The following is a 22,492-nucleotide window of genomic DNA, read 5'->3' as shown; positions in this document are numbered from 1 at the left end:
GGAAAACACCCTGCTCAATGTAGAAAATATCAACGTCTATTACGGCGCCATCCACGCCATCAAGGACGTGTCCTTTCATGTAAACCAGGGGGAGATCGTCACCCTCATCGGCGCCAACGGCGCGGGCAAGACCACCACCCTGCAGACTGTCTCGGGCCTGCTGCGGTCCAAGACCGGGCGCATCACCTTTGAGGGCAAGGAGATCCAGCATATCAGTCCCGACAAGCTGGTCTCTCATGGTCTGGCCCAGGTGCCCGAAGGCCGCCGGATTTTCCTTCAAATGTCTGTGGAGGAGAACCTTGAGATGGGCGCCTACACCCAGCCCCCCGCCGGGATTCCAAAGGACCTGGAGATGGTCTTTGACCTGTTCCCCCGGCTGAAGGAGCGCCGCAGGCAGATTGCCGGCACCCTGTCCGGCGGTGAGCAGCAGATGCTGGCCATGGGCCGTGCCCTGATGTCTCATCCCAAGCTGTTGATGCTGGACGAGCCGTCCATGGGCCTTGCCCCCATTCTGGTGGAGCAGATCTTCGAGATCATCCAGGACCTGAACCGCAAGGGCTCCACCATCCTGCTGGTAGAACAGAACGCCCAGATGGCCCTGTCTGTGGCCCACCGGGGCTATGTGCTAGAGACAGGCAATGTAGTCACCACCGGTACCGGCGAGGAGCTGATCCGCAGCCCGGAAATCAAGCGGGCCTATCTGGGCGGTTAAATCCCGAAGGCCTTTCCGCAAACCAAACAAACGCCGCCGGAAGCAGTGCTTCCGGCGGCGTTTTCTTATGCTTCAGGACGGTTTTTCCCGTTTTGTTACTCCTGCTCCTCTTCCCGGATGGTGTTGATGATCCGGGGCAGAAGCTGCTTTTTCCGGCTGACCACACCGGGCAGGATGGCGATCCCATCCTTCACCTCCACCTGGAAGGCTCGGGCCACCAGGGACTCAGCCCCCTTGCCGGCCATGAGCAGTTCGGTATTGGCCCCCCGTACGTCGGTAAACATGTAGAAAATGTAGTCCAGGCCCTGCTTCTCCAGGGCAACGGGCAGATAGGGGGCCAGGAGGGCCTGGCTGGCCTTCCGGTTGCGCTCCACCATGTAGCTGCCTTGGCCCACGCCAAAGCGCACAGCACCGCTGTCAAAGATCTTATAGTCGGTGTTGAAGATCTCCTCGGCGGTCTTGCCGCTCACGTCTCCGCCGTGCTCAAACATGGCGTCAGCATAGGCCTCCAGATCCACCCCGGCCAGCTCAGCCAGCTTCCGGGCCGTACGCTCGTCCACAGGGGTACAGGTGGGGCTGCGGAACATGAGGGTGTCGGATAGAATGGCCGAGAGCATAAGCCCCGCGGTGGTCTTATCAATTTCCACCCCGTTCTCCTCATACATCTGGTAGATGATGGTGGAGGTGCAGCCTACAGGCACGTTGCGGAAATACACCGGCCCGTCGGTCTCCATGGAGCCGATGCGGTGGTGGTCGATGATCTCCAGGATCTCCGCCTGTTCAATGCCCTCCACGGCCTGGTTCTTCTCGTTGTGATCCACCAGGATAAGCTGCTTTTTATGCAGGCCCATCATATTACGGCGGGAAACCACGCCCACATAGCGCCCCTCGTCATCCAGCACTGGGAAGTAGCGGTAGCGCACTGAGGTCATCACCTTGGTGGCCGCCTCTACCGAACTGTCGAGGGTGAAGGTAAGCAGGCCGTTCTCCGTCATATAGTGGCGGATCGGGGCCGCCTGACTGATCATCTGACCGGCCACATAGGTACTCTTGGGGGTGCCGATCATAATGCACCCCTGCTCTTCCGCCAGCATTTTGATGGTCCGGGACACCTTACTGTCTGCGCACACCACCACGCACCCCGCCCCCATCTCAATGGCGGCCAGCTGGCTCTCACTGCGGTTGGCTACGATGACAATGTCACCGGGGGAGATGGACTTCTCGATCTGCTCGGCGCTGCCCGAACCGATGATGATCCGGCCGTTTACCCGCTTGCCCTCAATATCTCCCACCAGGACGGTGCCCTCCAGAATGTCCAGGATATTTTGATAGCTGGTCCCGGCCTTTTCCAAAATGTGGGTATCCAGGCCGTCCATATTGGCAGTAGCCACGTCCTTAACGGTAATGACGCCCTTGAGCTTCTGCTCCTCGTCCACAATACAGAGGGTGTCAATCTGCTGGTCACGCATGGTCATCCAGGCCCGGCGCAGGCTGGTCTCCCCATCCACACCCTCCATAGTCCGGATATCCACGTCCCGGATCTGGGGGCTCACGTCGGTATAGAGCTGGGGAGAGGGGACCTGGAAATAGTCCAGAACAAACTCGGTCTCCCGGTTCAAGAAGCCCGCCCTACAGGGTTTGCAGGGGTGCTCCGGGTCCAGAATATTTTTCAGGCGGCTGTACGCGATGGCGGAACAGATGGAATCCGTGTCCGGGTTGCGGTGTCCGATGACCTTGATGGCGCGGAGATTTTCTTGACTGTTCATAGGCTGCCCTCATCTCTCCCCCCATACAGGGGGTATTGATTTTCTTCCATTATACCACGTCCAGGTCATTTCGTCTGGAAAAAAATACTCGTTTTTCTGCGTTATCTTGCCTTTTCTAAAAAAATCGTCCCGCCGTTACGGCGGGACGATCTCGATTATCTCTTCTTGCTGAAAATCCGCTCCAGAATGTCCCAGTCGTCATCGCTGACGGGGGACTTCTCCTGAGCCGGGGCGGCAGCGGGAGCCTCCTCCTGAGCGGAAGCCTGCACAGGGGCCGGGGCGGCCTGAGCCGAAGCCTCAGCCTGGGCGGGAGCCGCAGCAGAAGCAGCGGCCTCCTTGGCGGCCTCGTCAAAGCCGGTGGCAATGACAGTGACCCGGATCTCATCCTCCAGGGTCTCATCAAAGGCAGCACCGAAGATGATGTTGGCCTCGGGGTGGGCAGCCTCCTGAACCAGGTTGGCGGCCGTCTCCACTTCCTCCAGGCCGATATCCATGGAACCGGTGACGTTGATCAGAACGCCCTTGGCCCCGTTGATGGAAGTCTCCAGCAGGGGGCTGGAAATGGCCATCTTGGCGGCCTCCTCGGCCTTGTTCTTGCCTGCGGCCCGGCCAACGCCCATGTGAGCCCGGCCAGCGTCCTTCATAACGGCGGACACGTCGGCAAAGTCCAGGTTGATGAACCCGGTGTTCTTAATGAGGTCCGAGATGGACTGGACAGCCTGCTGCAGCACGTCATCGGCGATCTCAAAGGCATTGACCATGGTGATCTTCTGGTCGGTGGCCAGCTTCAGGCGCTCATTGGGGATGATGACCAGGGAGTCTACCTTGTTGCGCAGCTCCGCAATGCCCCCCTCGGCCTGCTTCATCCGGCGCATACCCTCAAACCGGAAGGGCTTGGTCACCACACCCACGGTCAGTACGCCCAGCTCCTTGGCGATATCAGCCACAATGGGGGCCGCACCAGTGCCGGTGCCGCCGCCCATACCGGCGGTGATGAAGACCATGTCGGCCTCCTCCAGGGCCTTGGAGATCTGGGTGCGGTTCTCCTCGGCAGACTTGCGGCCCACCTCAGGATCCGAGCCAGCACCCTGACCGTTGGTCAGCTTCTCGCCGATCTGAATCTTCTGGGTCGCGGCGGAGACGGTCAGCGCCTGCTTATCGGTATTGACGGCGATGAACTCCACGCCCTTGGTACCGGTGCGCACCATGCGGTTGACTACATTGTTGCCGCCGCCGCCTACGCCGATTACTTTGATATTGACTACGTTATCCGGTCCCATATCCAACCCGAACGCCATATTTCGTTCCTCCTATGTCCTATGTAAAGTGGGGTTGTCTCCGCATCAAGGTATTGTGTGGGCACCCCGAAGAAAATCAAGATTTAGTTAATCCATTGTATCGCGGTTTCCAGCGTTGGTCAAGAGGAAATCAGCGATCCTTCCAAACTTTCCGCGATTTTTTCGCCCCTGTTTCCCCAGTTTCTGACAGGAAACCAAGCCTTCTCCTCAGTCCGGGGAGAATACCACCTGATAGTCCTCCTGAGTCAGATCCATGGTGCCGCTCACCTGGGGCCCATGCTTCTTCTCCAGGTCCTCCCGGACGGTGGAAATCACCTGCAGCTCATAGGCAAAATCAGCCCCCAGATCCATCTTCACCGTAAAACGGTCCAGATAGCGCAGCTCCATCTGGGTAGAGCCCAGGGCGATGGAGGAGAAGTCCTGTATCATCCCCTTCTGCTCTATTTCCCCCAGCAGGGACAGCAGGGCATCTAACTTTGTTTGCTGGGACTGAGGTACTGCAAGGGCCGTGCCCGCCTGGGGCACCAGGGCGGCAAGGCCGGTCACGGAGATGGCGTTGCCGCTGCCGGCAGCCTGCTCCAAAAGCTTCCCTTTTACGCTGATCAGCCAGGGCTGCTGGGCTACGGCGGACACTTCGGTGACTCCGCCGCCCTCCGCGGCGGTCTCAGAGGTGTCCCCGGCAGAGGTATCCGCTTCCTTCTCCTTTGCCGGCTCTTCCTCCCCCAGTTCTCCCTGAATGGCCAACAGCTCCTGGGCTGTGGGCGGCTCTACCCTGGCCACCGCATCCCACTCCACCACTGTGATGAGGATGGTACTGGGCAGGGCCCGGCGGATGGTCACCTCTCCAATATAGGGGAGGGTCTGACGCAGCCGCTGGGCAATGGCAAATTTATTCCATCCATAGAGGTTGTCACCTTGTTCAATGCCGGTGACTTCCACAATTTCTTCCTGGGTGTAGCGGCTGTTGCCGGTGACCACCACCTGCTCCACCCGGAAAAAGACCGTAGCACCCGCTGTCAGGGCAACTACCAGGGCCAGCAGGCACAACAGCTTGAACAGCGGTCCCAGTCGGCCCCTGCTGCGTCTTCGTTTTCTGCTGCGGCTGCTTCTTCTTGCCATGGTAAACTCCTTGCCTGCGGCCGGAAGTTCCGGCCGGTGTTTTTCTAAGGAAACTCCCGGATCTCCGCTCCCAGATGGCGCAGGTTGCCGGCAAAATTCTCATAGCCCCGGCGGATGTGGCGCAGCTGGGTCAAGGTGCTGGCCCCCTCCGCCCCCAGGGCGGCCACAGCCAGTGCCGCAGCCCCCCGCAGATCGGTACCCCGCAGGGCAGCTCCATGGAGCCGTCCCACCCCGGTGACTACCGCTACCCGGCCGTCGATCTGGATCTCCGCCCCCATGCGGCGCAGTTCGTCCACATGGCCGTAGCGGCTTTCAAACATGTTTTCCACAAACATGGTGCTCCCCCTGCCTCCGGCCAGGGCAGCCATCAAAACCGCCTGGGCATCGGTGGGAAAGCCGGGATAGGGGGCGGTGCGCACCGGGGGAATCCCGGTAAGCAGTCCCTGGTGCTCCAGGGCAACGAAGCCTTCCCCGGTATGTAACCGGCATCCCGCCTGGCTGAGGCAGGCGAGGACCGCGGTAAGCGTATTGGGGTCCACAGCGGCAATCTCCACCTGCCCCCCCGCCGCGGCAGCGGCGCACAGATAGGTAGCCGCAGCCATCCGGTCCCCCATCACCCGGTAGCGGGCAGGATGAAGGGGTGCGCCTCCCTCTATGGTAATGACGCTTTCCCCCGCGCCACAAACTCGGGCTCCCATAGCCAGAAGGAAATTTTGCAGGTCTACGATCTCCGGCTCTCGGGCAGCCCCCACGATGGTGGTAGTGCCTTCCCGGCCGCAGGCGGCCAGCATGGCGTTCTCCGTAGCCCCGACACTGGGGATGGACAGGCAAATTTCCCGCTCCCCTGGATTTTTCCTACCTCGGTGGCAGCACAGGCTCCCCTGTTCCTCCAAAATCTCCGCCCCCAGGGTACGCAGGGCGGCCAGATGCAAATCAATGGGCCGTGGGCCCAGTTCACATCCTCCGGGATAAAAGAGCTCCGCCTCTCCCACCCGTGCCAGCAGCGCCCCCAGAAAGATGACAGAGGAACGCATTTCCCGCATCAAGCTCTCCGGCACACAGCAGCGGCTGAGGGCAGAAGCATCCACCGTAACGGTGTCCCCCTCCCACTCCACCCGGCAGCCCAGCAGGCGCAGAATGTCCAGCGTGGCGGACACATCGGACAGGCGGGGACAATTTTCAATGACACTTTCCCCAGGGGCCAGAAGGGTGGCAGCTAAAATGGGCAGAACGCTGTTCTTTGCCCCATGGATCTCCAATCTGCCCTCCAGGGGCCGTCCGCCCTGAATTTCGTAATAACTCATGGGATAGCCTCCAAATTATCTGGATTTGGGCTATCCTATGCCAAAGGCCGAGCCGTGGTGCGCAGGGCGGATGGACCGCAGCGAGGGCGAGAAACCGAAGGCCCGCCCGTCGGGCCTGTTTCAAGCCCGAGTCGGAGGGAAGCCGCCCGCGGCGCACAGGCGAGGCCCGCCGATGCCAAAGGCCGAGCCGTGGTGCGCAGGGCGGATGGACCGCAGCGAGGGCGAGAAACCGAAGGCCCGCCTGCCGGGGCAATCCGCGCCGCCCATCGGTGGGTGCGTTCCTTACTTCATGATTCCAATCAGCGTCTCATAGATCTTCTCACTGGCATCGGGCACCGCCATATTTTTCAGTGCCTGAATCATCTTCTCCCGCCGGTCCTTCTCCCGCAGGATCAGGGCCGCCTCATCGTAGAGGGTATTTTCCACACAGTCCTGCTCCCGCAGGAGGACTGCCGCCCCCTGGTCAGAGAGGATCCGGGCATTTTTCTCCTGGTGGTTGGCGGCCACATTGGGAGAGGGGACCAGGACCGCGGGCTTTGCAATAGCGGTGATCTCCGAGATGGTAGAGGCACCTGCCCGGCACAGCACCAGGTCCGCGGCGGCCATGACCAGAGGCATATCATAGATATACTCCCGGACCTCCACTCCGTTGTCTCCCAGCTTCAGGCCCCGGCGCAGCAGCTCCTCCTGCATCCAGGGGAAATCCCGGCCCGCACCGTGGATGTGCCGCCAGGGAGCCCCTTCATAGCACTCTTTGGCAATGAAGTCCACCATTTTCTGGTTCATGACCTCCGCCCCCAGAGAACCCCAGTAGGACAGCAGCAGAGGCCGCTCATCGGTAAAGCCCAGCTTTGCACGGGCCTCCTCCCTAGTATAGCGGAAGAAATCTCCACGGACGGGGGTTCCGGTGACCACCACCTTGGAGGGATCATCATAGTGGCTGCGGCTCTCCTCAAAGCCCACCATCACCCGGTCCACGACCTTGGACAGGGCCTTTGTGGTCAGTCCGGGGACGGCGTTGGACTCGTGTACCGCGGTGGGGATGCCCCGGTGGGCAGCCTCGTTGACCACCGGGTAGGAAGCATAGCCGCCCGTACCTACCACCAAGTCGGGTTTAAACTCATTGAGAATCGCCCGTGCCTGACCTTTGGAACGCTGCATATTCACCAAGGTGCCCAAATTATGGACAATGTCTCCCGGTGCAAAGGAGCGGCGGAAATTGGTAATGGTCACCGAGCGAATCTGGTAGCCCTCCTTGGGCACCAGCTTATTTTCCATTCCGCCGTCAGCCCCCACAAAGAGCACCCGACAGCCGGGATTTTTTTCCTGAAACACCCGAGCCAGGGCCACTGCAGGATTTACATGGCCGGCGGTACCGCCGCAGGTAAAGAGAATATTCATGTCAACACCTCAGTTGTGAATTTAATCCTTCTTTGGGGCGGGAATCTGCCGAGAAACACTCAGGATGACGCCCATCTGAGCCAACTGGATCATCAGGGCCGTGCCTCCGTAGCTGAAGAAGGGCAGGGAGATACCGGTATTGGGGATGAGGTTTGTAACCACGCCGATGTTCAAAAACACCTGGGCGGCCAGCAGGGTGGTGATGCCCACCACGGTCAAGGTGCCGAACTTATCCCGTGCATGGAGCGCCAGCCAGTACCCCCGCAGAATGAGCAGGGAAAACAAAAGCAGCACCAGCCCGCCGCCCAAAAGGCCCAGCTCCTCCACCACAATGGAGAAGATCATGTCGTTTTCCGGCTCGGGCAGGTAATTGAACTTCTGAATACTGTTTCCAAGCCCCTTGCCCAAAAGGCCTCCGGAGGCGATGGACAGCAGGGACTGGATGATCTGATAGCCGCCCTCCTGGGGGTAGGACCAGGGATCGAGCCAGAGGTTCATCTTTCGGGTCATGTAGTCGGTAAAGCGGATGATCACCGCCAGTCCCAGCACTGCTATGCTGCCCAGGCCAATAAACCAGCCCAGGTTGATACCGGAGACAAACAGCACCGATGCCGCTCCCACCATAATGAGAATGGTACCCGACATATGGGGCTCAAACACCACCAGGACCAGCACGATGAACAGCACCACCCCGTAGGGCACCAGCTCCAGAAAGCCGATTTTTTCCAGCCAGTTGAGAAACCGTCCCCAATTGGTGCGGCGGGTAAACTTTTTCTTTTTCTCCGTATCCCGTTTGGACAGGCGGGCGGCAAAGAAGATAATGACCGCCACCTTGGCGATCTCAGAGGGCTGAAAAGTGGGACCACCCACCAGGAATACATAGAGCCAGCGGGTCACCCCGTTGATGTTCACCCCAAAGGGGGTGTAAATGAGCAGCAGCAGAAAAATAGAGCCGCCCAGCAGGGGAAAGGACAGGGCCCGCAGAGTTTGGTAGTTAATTTTGCTGACCACATACATAACCGCTATGCCCGCCACGGCAAACAGTGCCTGGCGCTTAAAGTAATACAGCGGGTCGTTCCCTACCGTAGAATCGTAATAGGCTGTGGCATAGGATGCGGAAAAGAGCATAATGAGGCCGATTCCTACCAACAGCAGCACCAACATAAGAAAGGGCAGATCAATAGGCCCCCTGGCCAACTGTTCCTCCAGGGTCAGGTCACGCTTTGGTTTTCGGGCCATGGGAATCACCGCCTTTCCGCCTCTCATGGAAGCTTAACTTGCCGAGCCTCCCCTTTGGCCATGGCACAGCCACGGTCAAAGGGTTCTCTTCATTCTATTACACCGGATACCGGTCCATGACCCCCAAAAAGGCCAGGCAGCACAGGGCCAGAGTCAAACCGGAAAAGACACAAAAGAGCTTTGTTTCGCTCCAGCCGCCCAGCTCCAGATGGTGATGCAGGGGGGCCATACGGAAAAAACGCTTGCCGTGGGTTTTCTTGAAGTACGCCACCTGGATAATGTCGGAGAGCACCTCCGCCACATACACAAGGCCAATGATGGGAATCACCAGAGGAATGTCCAGGGCAAAGGCCATACCGCACACCATCCCGCCTAAAAACAGGGAACCCGTATCCCCCATAAAGACCTTGGCGGGGTGGAAATTATAGATGAGGAAGGCGGCCAGGCCGCCAGCCAGTGCGGCAGCCAGAATGGCCAGGTCATTGCGGCCAAACCAGGCGGACACTGCCATGTAAAAGAGGGCTACGGGGAGGGTCACTCCGGTGGCCAGGCCATCAACGCCGTCGGTGAGGTTGACCGCGTTTACCGTACCCACCATGACAAAGGCGGCAAAGACCATGTACACCACCCAGGGCATGGGAATGGCCATATTGAGGAAGGGAATAAAGAGGTTGGGGGTCAGATAGCCCTGGCCCCGCATAAGCACGGTAAAGGCAATGGCCGCCGCCAGCTGAAGCAGGAACTTCTGGGGAGCGGTAAGGCCCTCATTGGCGTGGTGGCGCAGCTTCTGAAAGTCGTCAATGAAGCCGATGATGCCAAAGACCAGGGCAAAGAGGAACACATACACATGGTTCCAGTTCCCATGGTGGATCTCCTCCCACCCCGAGGCGAGGATGGCCACGGCGATGGCCAGAATAAACATCACCCCGCCCATGGTGGGGGTACCCTGCTTTGCCATATGCCAGGTGGGGCCGTCCTCCTTAATGGCCTGGCCCGCCTTTAAACGGTGCAGCAGGGGAATGAGCACCTGCCCCAGAATAGCGGCCACCCCAAAGGCCACGATGAAGCTGAGGATGAATGTCATGGTCAAAACCTCTTTCTCTTTTGAACATCGGCCCGCACAATGGGCCGCACAGATAGCAAATGATTATACTACATCCACGGGCACTTTTCCAGTCTCATTTTGTCCTTTTCCCGGCAAAGAGGAGCTTTCTTCCTCCCGGCGGGCAAACCACGCCGCCACGATCTCCCGTTCGTCCAGGTGGTACTGCACCCCCTGGATCTCCTGGTAGGTCTCGTGCCCCTTTCCGGCCAGGACGATCACATCTCCGGCTCCGGCCTGGGACAGGGCCCAGGCGATGGCCTTTGGCCGGTCGGGTTCCACATAAACCTGGGCACTCTGCCCCTCCAGTCCGGGAAGGATGTCGGCAATAATGGCCTCCGGCTGCTCCGTACGGGGGTTGTCGGAGGTGACCACCACCACATCGGCCAGCTCCCCCGCCACCGCCCCCATAATGGGGCGCTTGCTCCGGTCCCGGTCTCCGCCGCAGCCAAACAGGCAGATGAGCCGTCCGGCGGTGAAATCCCGTGCGGTCATAAGAATATTCTCCAGGGCGTTGGGAGAATGGGCATAGTCAATGAGCACTGTGTAGGCCCTTGGTACCGGCACTACCTCCACCCTGCCCTTCACTCCGTGGACGGCAGGCATGGCTCGTGCCATGTCCCCCAGATCCAGTCCCAGCACCAGGCCGGTACCCAGAGCGGCCAGTGCGTTGTAGATGGAAAAGCCCCCTGGGATGGGCAGATAGACCCGCGCCAGACGGCCCAGGGTCAGGGCTTCAAACTCCACGTGGCTGGGAAACAGGCGGATATTCCGGGCACACAGGTCCGCCCGAGCCTGATTCTCTGAGTAGGTCACCGCCGGGCAGGCAATGTGCTCCAGATACCACTGTCCCGCCTCGTCGTCCAGGTTGAGCACGGCCTTCTTACACTGGGCAAAGAGCAGTCCCTTAGCCCGGCGGTACTCCTCCATGGTGTGGTGGTAATCCAGGTGGTCCTGGGTGAGGTTGGTAAACACCCCCGCCTCAAACATAAGCCCCGCCGTACGGTGCTGGACCAGGGCGTGGGAGGAGGCTTCCATTACCACATAGGTACAGCCCTCGTCGGCCATCTGTCTCAGCAGACTCTGGAGCTCATAGCTCTCAGGGGTCGTACGGTGGGCGGGCAGCTCCCGCTGGGCGATCATGTTCCGGTTGGTGCCGATCAGGCCCACCTTTGCATGGAGCACCCGCTCCAGAAGCTCCTTCAACAGGCTGGTGGTGGTGGTCTTGCCGTTGGTGCCGGTGACGGCCACCAGCTTCATCCGCTCTCCCGGCCGGCCAAACCAGTTGGCGGACAAAAGCGCCAGGGCCAGCCTGGGGTCTTCCGTCACCAGCCAGGGGCCGGGTTCGTCCGGCGGCGCGGCGCATACCACCGCCGCCGCCCCCTTCTCCAGCGCTTGCCGGATAAAGCGGTGCCCGTCGGTCTTCTCTCCGGGCAGGGCCACAAACAGCGCGCCGGGCTCCAGGGTCCGGCTGTCATAGGATATGGAAAAAATTTCCATATCCAGGTTTACCTCTCCCCCTGTGAGGGGGACGCCGGCCAATAAATCGCACAGCTTCATAGGATCACCCCTCACAGGGTGAGTTTCATTCTCTATAAGAAGTGCCGAATTCCCGAACGGGGGAGCTTGGAACGGAGCGGGGAACACAAACCAGGCGCCCCCGCCTGCGGGCAGGGACACTCCTGGGCAAGCCTTTTTATTCCACCGCTACCGCGCCGTCCTCCACCATGTTGAAGAACTGGACATCCACCACCGTGCCGATGGCGGCGGTCTCTCCACCGGCGATGCTCTGACTGTCAGCGGTGGTAGAGTTGGTGTAATAGGTACTCACACCAGCCGCCCGCATAAAGAAGCCGGCATTTTCCAGCTTGCTCTTAGCCGCTTCATAACTCAGACCCGTCACATCAGGGACCGTGCCCGTCTCAGAAGGCTGGGCATCTCCCAGATATAGGATGACGGTGGAACCGCCGGGCACACTGGCTCCGGCCGTGGGGATCTGGGCCGTAATGGCATCTCCAGAGCCCATGGTACGGTAGTCCAGGTTCTTTGCTTCCAATGCGTCCTCTGCCTCGGCCACGGTCATGCCGGTCACATTGGGGGTGGACACATCCACAGCGGCGGACTCCTCGGCTGTGTATTCCTTCTCAATGCCTAAGTAGTCCAGCATATCGGCCAACATGGGGCCGGCGGTCTTCGCGGTCATGTTGCCGCCGCTGATATACACACCGGTGGTGGACCAGTTGCTTCCCTCGTAGGTCTGCTGAGGCTTATCAAAGGCCATCAGCACCACCAGCTGAGGATCATCCGCCGGGGCAAAGCCCACGAAGGAAACGATGATACGGCTCGTGTCCCCCGTCTCAGAGGAACCGGTCTTGCCGCCGATGCGGTAGCCCGCCTGATAGGCGTTGTGGCCTGAGCCCTTGGGGGCGCTGACCACACTCTCCAAAATGGCGGTGGCCCGGCGGCTGGTCTGCTCACTGACCACTTGGCGCACTAAGGTAGGCTCGGTGTTCTGAATCACATTGCCGTTTTGGTCGGTGACGCTCTTGACGATGTAGGGCTGCATAAGCCTGCCGCCGTTGATAACAGCGGAGAAGGCGGTGATCTGCTGGATGGGGGTGGTGGTGAAGCGCTGGCCGAAGGAAGCCACCGCCAGGTCCACGTTGGTCATGTTTTCGCCCCAGTTGATGCCCTCTTCTTCGCCGGGCAGATCCACCCCGGTCATCTCCGTATAGCCAAAGGCCTGAAAATATTCATAGAACCGTTCCACGCCCAGCCGCTGGCCAATGGCAATAAACGCGGGGTTACAGGAGTTCTGCACCGCCTGGGCAAGCGTCTGGGTGCCGTGACCCTGACGTCTGGAACAGCGAATGACATTGGGGTAGCCCTCCACCTTTACACCGCCGGTACAGGTAAAGGTGTCGCTCTCGGTCACCAACCCCTCCTCCAGTGCCATGGATAGGACGATGGCTTTAAAGGTGGAACCGGGCTCGTAAGTGTCGTTCACCGCCTTGCTGCGCCACTGGGCCATCACCGCCTGGTTATAGGCCTGGCCCTGGGCCTGGGAGCGGAGCTCCTCGTCGGTAAGCTTTTCCGTGTTGTTGGCCTTGAGCTGCTGGTAGATGGTCTCGGCGTTGGCCTGAATGGAGGCGTTTAAAATCTCGTCAGAAATGAGCGAGTAGTTGTTGGGATCAAAGTCCGGAGAACTGGCAATGGCCAGAATTTCTCCGGTCTGGGGATTCATGGCGATGCCGAAGGCCCCGTTCTGGACGGCGTAGTCCTGGATGCCCTCCTCAATGGCTTTTTCCAGATAGGACTGGATGGTGGCGTCAATGGTCAGGGTCACGTCGTAGCCGTCCTGGGCATCGATATACTCGGAATAGGTATTGAACATCTCCACGCCGTTGCCTGTCTTGGTGGTGACCACCCGTCCGGCGGTCCCCTCCAAAAGGTCGTTGTACTTGGCCTCGATGCCGTAGGCGCCGCCGTCCGCGTTGACAAAACCCAAAGCCTGGGCCGCCAGGCTGGAATAGGGGTAGTAACGCTTGGTACCGGGAATGAGATAGAGATAGGCAGAGGTCTTGTTTTCGGAGATGTATTCCCGGATAGCCTCGGCGTCCTCCTCCTCGATGTTGGTCTTGACCTCTCGGTAGGAATATTTGGTGGCATGGATCTGGGTGTCCAGCCTCTCCTCGTCCAGGGTTGGGATCAGGGCCATCAGGTCCCGTTTCACCTGCTCCTGCTTGGCGGAAACGGCCGCATCGTAGAGGGAATCGCTCAGTTCGTTGCCCTCTTCGTCCTCGGTAGGTACGCTCTTGACCAGGTCGTTAGGGGACAAGATCAGATTGTACACCGTGGCTGACATCGCCATTACGTTTCCGTTTCGGTCATAGATGTTCCCTCTGGAGGCAGATACTGCCATATCCAAGGTCTGTTGGTTGCTGGCTTTCAGCTGATATTCATCGTGGTGGACAATGGCAATGTCCCACAGCTTCCAGCCCAAAGGGATAAACATGAGTACTCCGCACACCAGCATCATCAGCACGGTGCGGCGGAAGATACTCCGCTTGGAATGGGTGCCACGGGTCTGGGTGGGGGCGGCTCCGCGCCGCTCCTGCCGGTCATATCGGTCTGTCATAGTATGGATTCCCCCCTTGGGAACATGGCAAAAAGCTCCTCTCTTGCTCCTCCGGTTGCCAACTAAAAGGAGCAAGAGAGGAACTTTTTTCGCCCCTTGTTTCTCTCTTTCGTCTGGCCGCTGGGGCCGTTTCTGATAATCTATACGGTCCGCTCAGCGGAAATATTCCACAATACTGCCCAGTACCTGGCCAGCCCCTTTCAGAGCACCCAGGATCCCGTCGGAGCGCTCCTCCCCGTACACGGTGACGGAGTCGGGCTCGGACAGGTCGATGTACACCACCTGGTCGCTGCTGGGCCGGACCATCTCGCTGCCCACGGCGGCCTGGAGCTTGTCCATATCAAAAACCTTCTCATATTGGGCGGTGAGGGTGGCGTTCTCGGTCTGCAGGTCACTGAGCTGGCTGCGCAGGGAGACCATCTGGTCATTGGCCACCGCCAGCTGGGCATAGCTCATAATGAGCATAACGGCAAACACCGCTACCGCCAAAAAGCCCACCACCGCAAAAGGAGCAACCTGGCCGGCCTGACGTACCTCAGCCTGGGCCCGAACCAGGGCGCGCTTGCGCACCAGCGGCCGCTGCCGGGGACGGGGTGCAGGCTGGTAAACCTCCTCCTGCCGCCGGGGTACCCGTACGGCGGAACCGTCATAAGCAGGGGCATAGGCCACGCTGCCATAAGTGTTATACGTGGTTGTGCTTCGGCGGCGATAGGCAGCCATGGCACTCATCTCCTTTTCATCCGTTTTTTCCAAATCCAATTTCTTTCAATTTCTCCGCCACCCGGAGCTTGGCACTGCGGGCACGGGGATTCTCCTCCAGCTCCTGCTCAGAGGGGAGGATGGGCTTTTTATTCACCAGCCTCACGTCCGGTGTCTTTCCGCATACGCAAACCGGAAAGTCCGGGGGACAGGTGCAGCCCCGTGCAAAGCCTGCAAGGCCCGTCTTTACGATCCGGTCCTCCAGAGAGTGGAACGTGATGACGGCCAGCCGCCCGCCCTTGTTGAGCCGGGGTACTGCACGGTCGATCATCCGCTCCACCGACCCCAGCTCGTCGTTGACGGCGATGCGGATGGCCTGAAAGCTGCGCTTGGCGGGGTGCTGCTTTTCCTTCAGCGCCCGTGCAGGCATGGCCCCTTTGATGACCTCTACCAGCTCCAAGGTGGTGGCGATGGGCCGCTCCGAACGGCGGCGGACCATGGCGGCGGCAATCTGGGGAGCATAGCGCTCCTCACCGTACTGAACGAGAATGCGCCGGAGCTCCTCCTGGCTCCAGGTGTTCACCACATCGGCGGCGGTGAGGCCCTCGTCCCGGTCCATGCGCATGTCCAGGGGGGCGTCAGCCATATAGGAGAACCCCCGCGCCCCGTCGTCCAGCTGCGGAGAGGACACCCCCAGATCAAAAAGCATCCCGTCCGCGCCGGGAATTCCCAGCTCGTCCAATATTTCGTCCACCCGGTCGAAGTTGCTGTGGACCAGGGTGACCTTGTCCATCCAGGGGCCGAGCCGCTCCTGGGCGGCTTCCAGAGCCGCATCATCCCGGTCCACACAGATGAGCCGTCCGGAAGTCAGCCGCTTTGCGATCTCCCGGCTGTGGCCCGCCCGGCCCAGGGTGCCGTCCAGATAGATTCCCTCCGGACGGATGGCAAGCGCCTCAATGCACTCGTCCAGCAGGACAGGGCGGTGGGTAAATTCACTCATACATCGCCCCTCCTTCCCGAAGCCCTGCAGAGTCTGCGCCCCCCAGGCGCAATGTAATTCAAGCCTTTGTGCTTTTTAAAATCCCAGTTCTGCCATACAGGCAGCCATCTTCTCCGGGGTCATTTCTTCCTCCTCCTGGGCGTTCCAGGTATCGGCCGCCCAGATCTCTGCCCGGTCGTTAACTCCGATAATGACCACGTCCTTCTCCAGACCCGCATACTTGCGCAGCTTCTGGGGGATGACGATGCGCCCCTGGCTGTCCAGCTCGCATTTGGCGGCATTGGCAAAAAGGGGACGCATAGCCTTGGACTGGCTCATGGGCAGGGAGGCAAACTTTTCGGTGAAGCGGTCCCAGGTGGCCTGGGGGTAGATGGCAAGGCAAGCGTCCACACCCATGGCCAGATAGAAGGTGATCCCCAGCTCCTCCCGGAGCTTGGCAGGGATGAAGAGACGGCCCTTGGCATCGATGCTGTGCTCATATGTGCCGGTCATCTCCTCACCTTCCCTCCACATTTATGGTCAAACAAGGGATTTTACTCCACTTTGCTCCACTGTGAATTTTAGTATAAAGGTTGTTGACATAAAATGCAAGAGTTTTTTTCTTGTAATTTTGTAGAAAACCCACTGATTTCAGGCAAAAAACGGCTCTTTTTTGTGTAAAACATTTGTTCTATTCCATCTTTTATTTCAACCAGTTCTCTTTCTCCCCCTATATGTTTAGGTGTCCTACAAAAGAGACCACTATATCTTGTGATTGTTCCCCTCTCAGACATGGAAAAAACTGGACTTTCCCATGGAGAAAAATTTTTTCGAAAAATTTTCCACACGCTCTGTGGAATATGCTATACTTAGACCCACAAAGCAGGAAGGGAGCGGCGCATATGTGGAAGAACTGGGAGGAGCTGGAACAGGCCTGTCTGGGCTGTCAGAAGTGCGCTCTGGCGGACACCCGGCACAATGTGGTGTTCGGAGTGGGTCCCCAGAATGCAGAGATCATGTGCATCGGCGAGGGCCCCGGAGAGCAGGAGGACCTGCAGGGCATCCCCTTTGTGGGCCGGGCGGGGAAGCTGCTGGATGACATGCTGGAGCTCATTGACCTGAGCCGGGAGACAAATGTCTACATTGCCAACATCGTCAAGTGCCGTCCACCCCAGAACCGGGACCCGCTCAACACCGAGCAGGACGCCTGCATCGACTACCTCCGCTCCCAGGTGGCCCTGATCCGTCCCAAAATTATCGTATGTCTGGGTCGCATCGCCGCCTGCCGCCTGATTCGTGAGGATTTTAAGATCACCCGTGAGCACGGACAGTGGACGGAAAAATCCGGGGTCTGGATGACTGCCGTGTACCACCCCGCCGCCATCCTCCGGGACCCCTCCAAACGGCCGGACACCTTTCTGGACCTGAAATCCATTCAGGAGAAGATCCGCACCGTCTGCACCCACACCTATTAAAAATGCCCGCACCGAAAACGGTGCGGGTTTTTTCAAATTGTTGAAACCTGGGGCCGTGCTTTCTCGTACCTAGAAGCAGAACCGAACCTGCGCGGGGGTTCCCAATTGATGAAATGGAAAGGAGGAAACTCCTTGGACGAACAAAACCTGATTTTGCGGCTCCAGGCCGGTGAGCGCCGGGCCCTGGAGGAGATCATCCAGGGCTATACCCACTATCTTACCGCCGTGGCCGCCCGTGCTTTGGGGAACGCCCCCAGCCGGGAGGACCTGGAGGAGGTGGTCTCCGACGCTTTCCTGGCTCTGTGGCGCTTTCGGGACAAGCTGGAGCCGGGCCGCTCCCTGCGGCCCTTTCTGGCGGTGACCGCCCGGAATCTGGCTTACAGCAAGCTGCGCAGCCGCCGAGAGACGGAGGAGATCCCCAACCACCTCCCCGACAGCCGTCCCGGCCCCGAGGAGCTGGCGGAACAGCAGACCCTCCACCGCCACCTGCGGCAACTGGTGGAGGAAATGGAGGAGCCCGACCGAACCCTGTTTCTGTGCTATTACTTCCAGGAGCAGCCGCTTCATCAGGTGGCCGACGCTTTGGGGCTGAACGAATCCACTGCCAAAACCCGGCTGGCCCGTGGTCGGCAGAGGCTGAAGATCGCCCTGAGCGGGAAAGGAGGAAGCTATGTCCAGTCACATTCATGAGCTGTGGGACGACCTGGAGCTCCAGCCCCTGTACCCGGAGCTGAACCCGGACGACATCGCCCGGCGGGTCAGCGCCGCCCTGGACCAGGACAATGAGCTGCCCCCAGCCCAGGCCGAGCCAAGGAAAACGCCTATGAAACGCAGTATAACATCCATCGTCCTCTTTGCCGCCGTGCTGGCCCTGATGGCCGGGTCGGTGCTGGCGGTGGCCTACCGCTCCGGGGTGCTGGAGCTCTTCTTCCCCAAGGGAGATACCAGCCAGGTGGAGCCCTATGTCCAGACCGCCCTGGACACCGCTGAAAATGAAGATTACCGCCTGCGGGTGGACAGCTGTCTCTACGATGGACAGAATGTCTACGCCGTGGTCACTGTGGAGGCCCTCAACGACCATGCCGCCGAAGACCTGATGAGCAACAAGATCATCGCCGAATCCCACCGGGAAATGTGGGGGGAGGACATGGTAAATCGTTTGTTGGAGAGCGGCTCCACCGGCCCGGAAACCTTCCACTGTAATTTTGGAGACTATTATAACGAAGAGGAATCAGACGTACCCATGAGCGTGGGGGGCATGGGCAGCAAAGAGCTGCCCAACCCCGACGACCACAGCCGCTCCTGGCAGATCGATATCCAGTTTGGCTCCTATCAGGGTCTTCAGGAGCAGCCTTTGAACTTCTGGGTGGACTTTATGGGCAAGGACTGCGCCGTGGACATTCCCCTTGACAATATGGCCGAGCCCATTCGCCTGACCCCCAACGAGGAGGTCATCTACAACCCCTACACCAACAGCCAGGGAATTTTAAAGGAGTTCATCCTCACCCCCACCTCCTTCTCCGTCACCGTGGAGCCTCTGGAGAAGCCGGACAGCACATACCACACTACTTTGGCCGACCAGGGAGAGGACTGCTTCTTCCTGCGCATGAAGGACGGCACTATTCTTACCCGGATGCAGCTGGGCGCGTTCAACGATCAGTTTGACACCGTGGTGGATCTCAGCCAGGTCCAGTCCATCATCTACGGCTATACCGAGTTCCCCGCAGACGGCTCTCCCTCTTTCCCCGCCGATCTGCCCGAAACCCTATACCCCTTTACCTGCACGGAGATCATCCTGGAGGGCACCCATTTCTTCCGCTTCCCGGTGGAGGAGCTGTGCCAAAAGCTGGGGGCCGATTACCAGTGGGACGAGGACACCCAGACCGCCACCGCCGCCTACCGGGGGGTCACCCTCACCATGACAGCGGGAGAGAGCTGCTACAAGATGAACGGAGAGACAGTGGAGCTGCTCTTTGAAACCCGCTATGACAAAACTGACCCCGACTACCAGGCGTTTCCGGAGTATATCACCCTGGAGGACGGGGTGCTCACCGCGCCGGTCACTGTGCTGGATCACTGGTCGCTGAACTACATCCCCCTGCACACCGCCGACAACGAGCTGGCCGGGCAGATGCTGGTCATTCCGTAACTTGTTTGTCCGTGGGATAAAACCCGCTCCACCCCGGCATACTAAAGCCGAGGTGATACCATGAATCAAGCAAACAATCAACTGGCAGCCTTCGGGGTGCTCCTGCGGCAGAACCCCCAGTCCTCCCGCTTCTATGACAGCTGCACCCCCCAGCAGCGCCAGGCCATCTTGGACCAGCTGCCCAAAATGACCTCCCAGGCCCAGCTTCAGGGCTTTGTGGACCACTTGCCCAGCGCCGCTTTATAAAAGAGTAATCCGGCCATCTCCACGGAGATGGCCGGATTTTATTGTGCGGTATCGGACCACTCGAAGCTGGCCTGGGGGTCGGTATGGTCAAAGAGCAGCTTTTCCCCCTCCCACAGCCGGTACCGGACGGTGGCAAAGAGGCTCTCGTGGATGGTGCGGCTCATCTTTCCCCGGTTGGGGGCCTAGAGAGGCAGAGCATGGCGCTCCAGCACCTCCGCCTCCAGGCAAAGCCGCCCCTGGCGCACCTTCGCCCCATTCTCCCCCCACTGCTCCACCCTGGCCCCCCGGTAGGTGGCCAGGCGAATGAATTGGCCGGCAAAGAGGACTTCAGAGATAATTCCCGTGAATGAGCCGATTCCCATCGGGATGTGGGCAATGGCCAGCATAAGGCTCACCTGCTGCCGCTGCTGCCAGGCACACTGGGTCCACAGATACCGTTTGGGGAAGGACCGGCCCCGGTCGGTCTCCCAGTAACCCCGGCCCTGGTGAAAATAGAGCGTTTTCCCATTCAGCTCCACCGCTCCGTCCACTCCATGGCCCATGGACAAGATTCCGTGGACGCACTGCATGTGGGGCACATGGCGAAAGGGGCCCATAATATCCTCCGCCGGGACGGCCAGGGGACCGTACTGCAGTTCTCCTTTCAGAGAAAACCCCGGCTCCTCCACCGCGACATAAACTCCGTCCCTGGAGAACCAGCTCTCCCCCAGCCGCAGCTCCGCCCCGTCTTCCCGCTGGAAAAAGGCCGTAATGGGATAGGAGATCATCCGGCTCTCCCAAGGGGTGATGACCTGGAGGGACGCACTCCATTCCCCTTTCCGCTCCCGGTGAACGGCGGGGATGAGGGCCAGGCCGCCCTCCTCCCCCTGGTGCTTGAAATACCAGCCCTCAAAATAGGCTCCCCGCCCGGAGGGCAGCGGTTTTTCTTCCATACATCTCTCTCCCCGTGTTCGCTCTCAGGGGATAGTATGGATATCCGGTGGCAACGTTATTCATGGTTGTTTTGATATGATAAAAGGCAGTTTTCAGCCCCAACCGCCGATAAACAGCGGCTTTTTCTCCAGTTCCCGGACCACAAAGACCTCATAGAGCCGGCTGAGGACGTCCCAGGTGGAGCGGTCCAGAGTACCCGTCTGGGGCAGTCCTGCCGCCTTTTGCAGCCAGCGCACATTTTCCGCCGAAGCGCTGCCGTGGATTCCATCGGCCGGGTGGGGGACAATGCCCTCCAGCTGCCGGGAGAGGATCTGAAACATGGTCTGGGGCAGCACCATATACTCCCGCTCCTGGCCCTCCTGGACCGTGGTCCCCTCAGAGGGGAAGAGCTGGGTGGGGCGGGTATCCCCCGTCCGGCCCTCCAGAGCCACCCAACGGTCCCGGACGGCATCCCAGGTCTCCCGGTTCACCACCCCCGTCACCGGCAGCCCAAAAGCCTTTTGGAAACGCATCACTGCCTCCAGGGTCCGCTCTCCAAACACCCCGTCCACCATAATGTGCAAAAGCTCCGGATACCCCTGGGCCAGCTGGCTGAGCATATACTGAAGCCCCGCCACCGGCCGGGACAGCAGCTCCCGCTCGGTGAGTTCCTGCTGGGTCATACTCCCGTTCATACCATTCCCTCCCCCTGCCGTCTTGTATTCTGGTCCCGCTGTCCCAGGTGCAGATCCTCTCCGGGGAACTGCCCGATTCTGGGAGTGTCGGAAAAGTCCTTCTCCCCCTCCGGGCGTCCGCCGCCCATCACCTGAACGGCATCGCTGCCCAGAGTCTGGGCCCGCACCGTGTCCCGGCGGAGAAAATACTCCGCCCGGACAAAGCTGTCGTAGATGGAGTTCCAGGTCTCCTCGTTCACCACGCCGTCCGGGGTGAGACCGGCCAGGTGCTGATATTCCCGCACCGCCCGTGCGGTGACCGGGCCAAAGATGCCGTCCATGGCCGGAGCCTGTATACTCACGTCAAATTCGGCCAACAGGGAGAGCATATATTGCAGTACCTCTACCTCGCCCCCCTGGTCTCCCTGGCGCAGCACCCCTGGGAACTGAAACTGCACGGCGATAAAGGTCTGGCCCTTGCTTACCAGCTCGGAAAGCTGCATGACCCCCACATAGAGATAGACCAGCTTATACCAGGTGGCCTTGCCCACGATACCGTCGGGGGTGAGGTGGAAAATCCGTTGGAAGGTCTTGACCGCCTCCTGGGTGGCCTCGTTAAAGACCCCGGTGGCGGGATAGACCTTTGGAATGGCGGGGTAATTTTGGGAGATGCGGTTGAGCATGGCCTGGATGATGACCACATCGGGTCCCGTATCCCCCAGGCGCAGGGCTTTGCCTGGGTAGGAGAGGGACAGGTCCTTCACTGGGGCATCCACCACCAGCTCGATGTCCTCTCCATAGTAGTTTTTGAGAATCTCCACCGAGTTATAGCCCTCCTGGGCCAGATACTGGCTGCCCCACTGGGACAGGCCGTCGCAGGTGGAGGTGGTGCCGTTGCAGAATTTAGCGGCCAGGGGCTCAAGAAAGCCCTGACGGCGGATGTAGTCGTTGAAAATCTCATCCACGATCTGACTGATGTTTTCAAAGATATTCCGCCCCCGAATGAATTTCTGGTCGTACTGGGTGGTGGAAGTGATCTGAAAGTCATAGCCCCGGCTGGGGTAAAATTCCGTATACACCCGGTTGAGGGCAAAGGAGATGATGGCCAGCACATTGGCCCGGATGGCTGAGGGCTCCCAGGTGGGGTAGATCTCGCTGGAAGCCACATTTTTTACATATTCCGGAAACTCCACTGTCACGTTTTCCGCCCACTGGTCGGGAAGGCCCAGATGGACGGTGATGGTCCGGGGGACATAGGGAATGATCTCTGCCATGGCCC

21 protein-coding genes are annotated in these 22,492 nt (G+C 59.7%); 5 read left to right on the top strand and 16 right to left on the bottom strand.

What is annotated here, in order from left to right:
• The first annotated feature begins 10 nt into the window (after positions 1-10).
• A complete protein-coding gene (locus tag ACTQ3R_RS06580; protein ID WP_441778390.1) occupies positions 11-712 on the top strand; it encodes an ABC transporter ATP-binding protein in 702 nt (233 codons plus the stop codon).
• Positions 713-807: 95 nt separating this feature from the next.
• On the opposite strand, the gene ACTQ3R_RS06575 is transcribed toward ACTQ3R_RS06580, so the two are convergent.
• The 12 genes from ACTQ3R_RS06575 to mraZ all read right to left on the bottom strand — a co-directional run bounded on the left by ACTQ3R_RS06575 (position 808) and on the right by mraZ (position 16,270).
• On the bottom strand, positions 808-2,478 hold the full coding sequence (locus tag ACTQ3R_RS06575; RefSeq protein WP_441778349.1) for a putative manganese-dependent inorganic diphosphatase: 1,671 nt from the start codon (positions 2,476-2,478) through the stop codon (positions 808-810).
• 155 nt (positions 2,479-2,633) lie between these two features.
• Positions 2,634-3,776 carry a cell division protein FtsZ gene (gene ftsZ, locus ACTQ3R_RS06570; protein WP_441778348.1) on the bottom strand — a complete coding sequence of 381 codons (1,143 nt, stop codon included), beginning with the start codon at positions 3,774-3,776 and terminating at the stop codon, positions 2,634-2,636.
• Positions 3,777-3,983: 207 nt separating this feature from the next.
• Positions 3,984-4,895, bottom strand: a complete 912-nt coding sequence (locus tag ACTQ3R_RS06565; RefSeq protein ID WP_441778347.1) for a cell division protein FtsQ/DivIB — start codon at positions 4,893-4,895, stop codon at positions 3,984-3,986.
• A gap of 44 nt (positions 4,896-4,939) precedes the next feature.
• A complete protein-coding gene (murA, locus tag ACTQ3R_RS06560) occupies positions 4,940-6,199 on the bottom strand; it encodes a UDP-N-acetylglucosamine 1-carboxyvinyltransferase (RefSeq protein WP_441778346.1) in 1,260 nt (419 codons plus the stop codon).
• 282 nt (positions 6,200-6,481) lie between these two features.
• Positions 6,482-7,600 carry an undecaprenyldiphospho-muramoylpentapeptide beta-N-acetylglucosaminyltransferase gene (gene murG, locus ACTQ3R_RS06555; protein ID WP_441778345.1) on the bottom strand — a complete coding sequence of 373 codons (1,119 nt, stop codon included), beginning with the start codon at positions 7,598-7,600 and terminating at the stop codon, positions 6,482-6,484.
• Between the two features lie 21 nt (positions 7,601-7,621).
• A complete protein-coding gene (locus ACTQ3R_RS06550; RefSeq protein WP_441778344.1) occupies positions 7,622-8,839 on the bottom strand; it encodes an FtsW/RodA/SpoVE family cell cycle protein in 1,218 nt (405 codons plus the stop codon).
• Between the two features lie 97 nt (positions 8,840-8,936).
• Positions 8,937-9,923 carry a phospho-N-acetylmuramoyl-pentapeptide-transferase gene (mraY, locus tag ACTQ3R_RS06545; protein WP_441778343.1) on the bottom strand — a complete coding sequence of 329 codons (987 nt, stop codon included), beginning with the start codon at positions 9,921-9,923 and terminating at the stop codon, positions 8,937-8,939.
• Positions 9,924-9,986: 63 nt separating this feature from the next.
• On the bottom strand, positions 9,987-11,501 hold the full coding sequence (locus ACTQ3R_RS06540) for a UDP-N-acetylmuramoyl-L-alanyl-D-glutamate--2,6-diaminopimelate ligase (RefSeq protein WP_441778342.1): 1,515 nt from the start codon (positions 11,499-11,501) through the stop codon (positions 9,987-9,989).
• 136 nt (positions 11,502-11,637) lie between these two features.
• Positions 11,638-14,079 carry a penicillin-binding transpeptidase domain-containing protein gene (locus tag ACTQ3R_RS06535; protein ID WP_441778341.1) on the bottom strand — a complete coding sequence of 814 codons (2,442 nt, stop codon included), beginning with the start codon at positions 14,077-14,079 and terminating at the stop codon, positions 11,638-11,640.
• Between the two features lie 153 nt (positions 14,080-14,232).
• Positions 14,233-14,799 (bottom strand): hypothetical protein, encoded by a 567-nt coding sequence (locus ACTQ3R_RS06530; protein WP_441778340.1) that lies wholly within the window; start codon positions 14,797-14,799, stop codon positions 14,233-14,235.
• A 16-nt stretch (positions 14,800-14,815) separates the two neighbouring features.
• Complete coding sequence (gene rsmH / locus ACTQ3R_RS06525) at positions 14,816-15,778, bottom strand: 16S rRNA (cytosine(1402)-N(4))-methyltransferase RsmH (protein WP_441778339.1); 963 nt, start codon at positions 15,776-15,778, stop codon at positions 14,816-14,818.
• A gap of 75 nt (positions 15,779-15,853) precedes the next feature.
• Positions 15,854-16,270 (bottom strand): division/cell wall cluster transcriptional repressor MraZ, encoded by a 417-nt coding sequence (gene mraZ, locus ACTQ3R_RS06520; protein WP_441778338.1) that lies wholly within the window; start codon positions 16,268-16,270, stop codon positions 15,854-15,856.
• Positions 16,271-16,659: 389 nt separating this feature from the next.
• On the opposite strand from mraZ, the gene ACTQ3R_RS06515 reads away from it, so the two are divergent.
• The 4 genes from ACTQ3R_RS06515 (at position 16,660) to ACTQ3R_RS06500 (ending at position 19,627) form a co-directional block, all read left to right on the top strand.
• Positions 16,660-17,232 carry a uracil-DNA glycosylase gene (locus ACTQ3R_RS06515; protein WP_441778337.1) on the top strand — a complete coding sequence of 191 codons (573 nt, stop codon included), beginning with the start codon at positions 16,660-16,662 and terminating at the stop codon, positions 17,230-17,232.
• A gap of 132 nt (positions 17,233-17,364) precedes the next feature.
• The gene (locus ACTQ3R_RS06510) at positions 17,365-17,922 is read left to right on the top strand and encodes an RNA polymerase sigma factor (protein ID WP_441778336.1); all 558 of its coding nucleotides are present in this window, start codon (positions 17,365-17,367) and stop codon (positions 17,920-17,922) included.
• Complete coding sequence (locus tag ACTQ3R_RS06505) at positions 17,903-19,381, top strand: stalk domain-containing protein (protein ID WP_441778335.1); 1,479 nt, start codon at positions 17,903-17,905, stop codon at positions 19,379-19,381. The genes ACTQ3R_RS06510 and ACTQ3R_RS06505 overlap by 20 nt, the downstream gene beginning before the upstream one ends.
• A gap of 60 nt (positions 19,382-19,441) precedes the next feature.
• Positions 19,442-19,627 carry a hypothetical protein gene (locus ACTQ3R_RS06500; RefSeq protein ID WP_441778334.1) on the top strand — a complete coding sequence of 62 codons (186 nt, stop codon included), beginning with the start codon at positions 19,442-19,444 and terminating at the stop codon, positions 19,625-19,627.
• 38 nt (positions 19,628-19,665) lie between these two features.
• On the opposite strand, the gene ACTQ3R_RS06495 is transcribed toward ACTQ3R_RS06500, so the two are convergent.
• From ACTQ3R_RS06495 to ACTQ3R_RS06480, 4 genes are all read right to left on the bottom strand, one after another.
• Positions 19,666-19,791, bottom strand: a complete 126-nt coding sequence (locus ACTQ3R_RS06495; RefSeq protein ID WP_441778333.1) for a hypothetical protein — start codon at positions 19,789-19,791, stop codon at positions 19,666-19,668.
• Positions 19,792-19,809: 18 nt separating this feature from the next.
• Complete coding sequence (locus tag ACTQ3R_RS06490) at positions 19,810-20,559, bottom strand: tocopherol cyclase family protein (protein ID WP_441778332.1); 750 nt, start codon at positions 20,557-20,559, stop codon at positions 19,810-19,812.
• A gap of 93 nt (positions 20,560-20,652) precedes the next feature.
• Positions 20,653-21,234 carry a peptidoglycan-binding domain-containing protein gene (locus ACTQ3R_RS06485; protein WP_441778331.1) on the bottom strand — a complete coding sequence of 194 codons (582 nt, stop codon included), beginning with the start codon at positions 21,232-21,234 and terminating at the stop codon, positions 20,653-20,655.
• Positions 21,231-22,487 carry a peptidoglycan-binding protein gene (locus ACTQ3R_RS06480; protein WP_441778330.1) on the bottom strand — a complete coding sequence of 419 codons (1,257 nt, stop codon included), beginning with the start codon at positions 22,485-22,487 and terminating at the stop codon, positions 21,231-21,233. Before ACTQ3R_RS06480 ends, ACTQ3R_RS06485 begins: the two co-directional genes overlap by 4 nt.
• Positions 22,488-22,492: the final 5 nt, after the last annotated feature.

Source organism: Lawsonibacter sp. LCP25S3_E2, assembly GCF_052117285.1.
GTDB lineage: Bacteria > Bacillota > Clostridia > Oscillospirales > Oscillospiraceae > Lawsonibacter.
This window is presented reverse-complemented; position numbering and strand designations above follow the sequence as displayed.

Bases quoted from the DNA above. Each gene is read 5' to 3' on its own strand.
- ACTQ3R_RS06495 (WP_441778333.1), bottom strand. From the start codon at position 19,791: ATGAGCCGCACCATCCACGAGAGCCTCTTTGCCACCGTCCGGTACCGG.
- ACTQ3R_RS06575 (WP_441778349.1), bottom strand. From the start codon at position 2,478: ATGAACAGTCAAGAAAATCTCCGCGCCATCAAGGTCATCGGACACCGC.
- ACTQ3R_RS06490 (WP_441778332.1), bottom strand. From the start codon at position 20,559: ATGGAAGAAAAACCGCTGCCCTCCGGGCGGGGAGCCTATTTTGAGGGC.
- rsmH (WP_441778339.1), bottom strand. From the start codon at position 15,778: ATGAGTGAATTTACCCACCGCCCTGTCCTGCTGGACGAGTGCATTGAG.
- ACTQ3R_RS06505 (WP_441778335.1), top strand. From the start codon at position 17,903: ATGTCCAGTCACATTCATGAGCTGTGGGACGACCTGGAGCTCCAGCCC.
- ACTQ3R_RS06535 (WP_441778341.1), bottom strand. From the start codon at position 14,079: ATGACAGACCGATATGACCGGCAGGAGCGGCGCGGAGCCGCCCCCACC.
- ACTQ3R_RS06565 (WP_441778347.1), bottom strand. From the start codon at position 4,895: ATGGCAAGAAGAAGCAGCCGCAGCAGAAAACGAAGACGCAGCAGGGGC.
- ACTQ3R_RS06485 (WP_441778331.1), bottom strand. From the start codon at position 21,234: ATGAACGGGAGTATGACCCAGCAGGAACTCACCGAGCGGGAGCTGCTG.
- ACTQ3R_RS06530 (WP_441778340.1), bottom strand. From the start codon at position 14,799: ATGGCTGCCTATCGCCGCCGAAGCACAACCACGTATAACACTTATGGC.
- ACTQ3R_RS06540 (WP_441778342.1), bottom strand. From the start codon at position 11,501: ATGAAGCTGTGCGATTTATTGGCCGGCGTCCCCCTCACAGGGGGAGAG.
- ACTQ3R_RS06515 (WP_441778337.1), top strand. From the start codon at position 16,660: ATGTGGAAGAACTGGGAGGAGCTGGAACAGGCCTGTCTGGGCTGTCAG.
- ACTQ3R_RS06500 (WP_441778334.1), top strand. From the start codon at position 19,442: ATGAATCAAGCAAACAATCAACTGGCAGCCTTCGGGGTGCTCCTGCGG.
- murG (WP_441778345.1), bottom strand. From the start codon at position 7,600: ATGAATATTCTCTTTACCTGCGGCGGTACCGCCGGCCATGTAAATCCT.
- mraZ (WP_441778338.1), bottom strand. From the start codon at position 16,270: ATGACCGGCACATATGAGCACAGCATCGATGCCAAGGGCCGTCTCTTC.
- ACTQ3R_RS06480 (WP_441778330.1), bottom strand. From the start codon at position 22,487: ATGGCAGAGATCATTCCCTATGTCCCCCGGACCATCACCGTCCATCTG.
- ACTQ3R_RS06550 (WP_441778344.1), bottom strand. From the start codon at position 8,839: ATGGCCCGAAAACCAAAGCGTGACCTGACCCTGGAGGAACAGTTGGCC.
- murA (WP_441778346.1), bottom strand. From the start codon at position 6,199: ATGAGTTATTACGAAATTCAGGGCGGACGGCCCCTGGAGGGCAGATTG.
- ftsZ (WP_441778348.1), bottom strand. From the start codon at position 3,776: ATGGCGTTCGGGTTGGATATGGGACCGGATAACGTAGTCAATATCAAA.
- mraY (WP_441778343.1), bottom strand. From the start codon at position 9,923: ATGACATTCATCCTCAGCTTCATCGTGGCCTTTGGGGTGGCCGCTATT.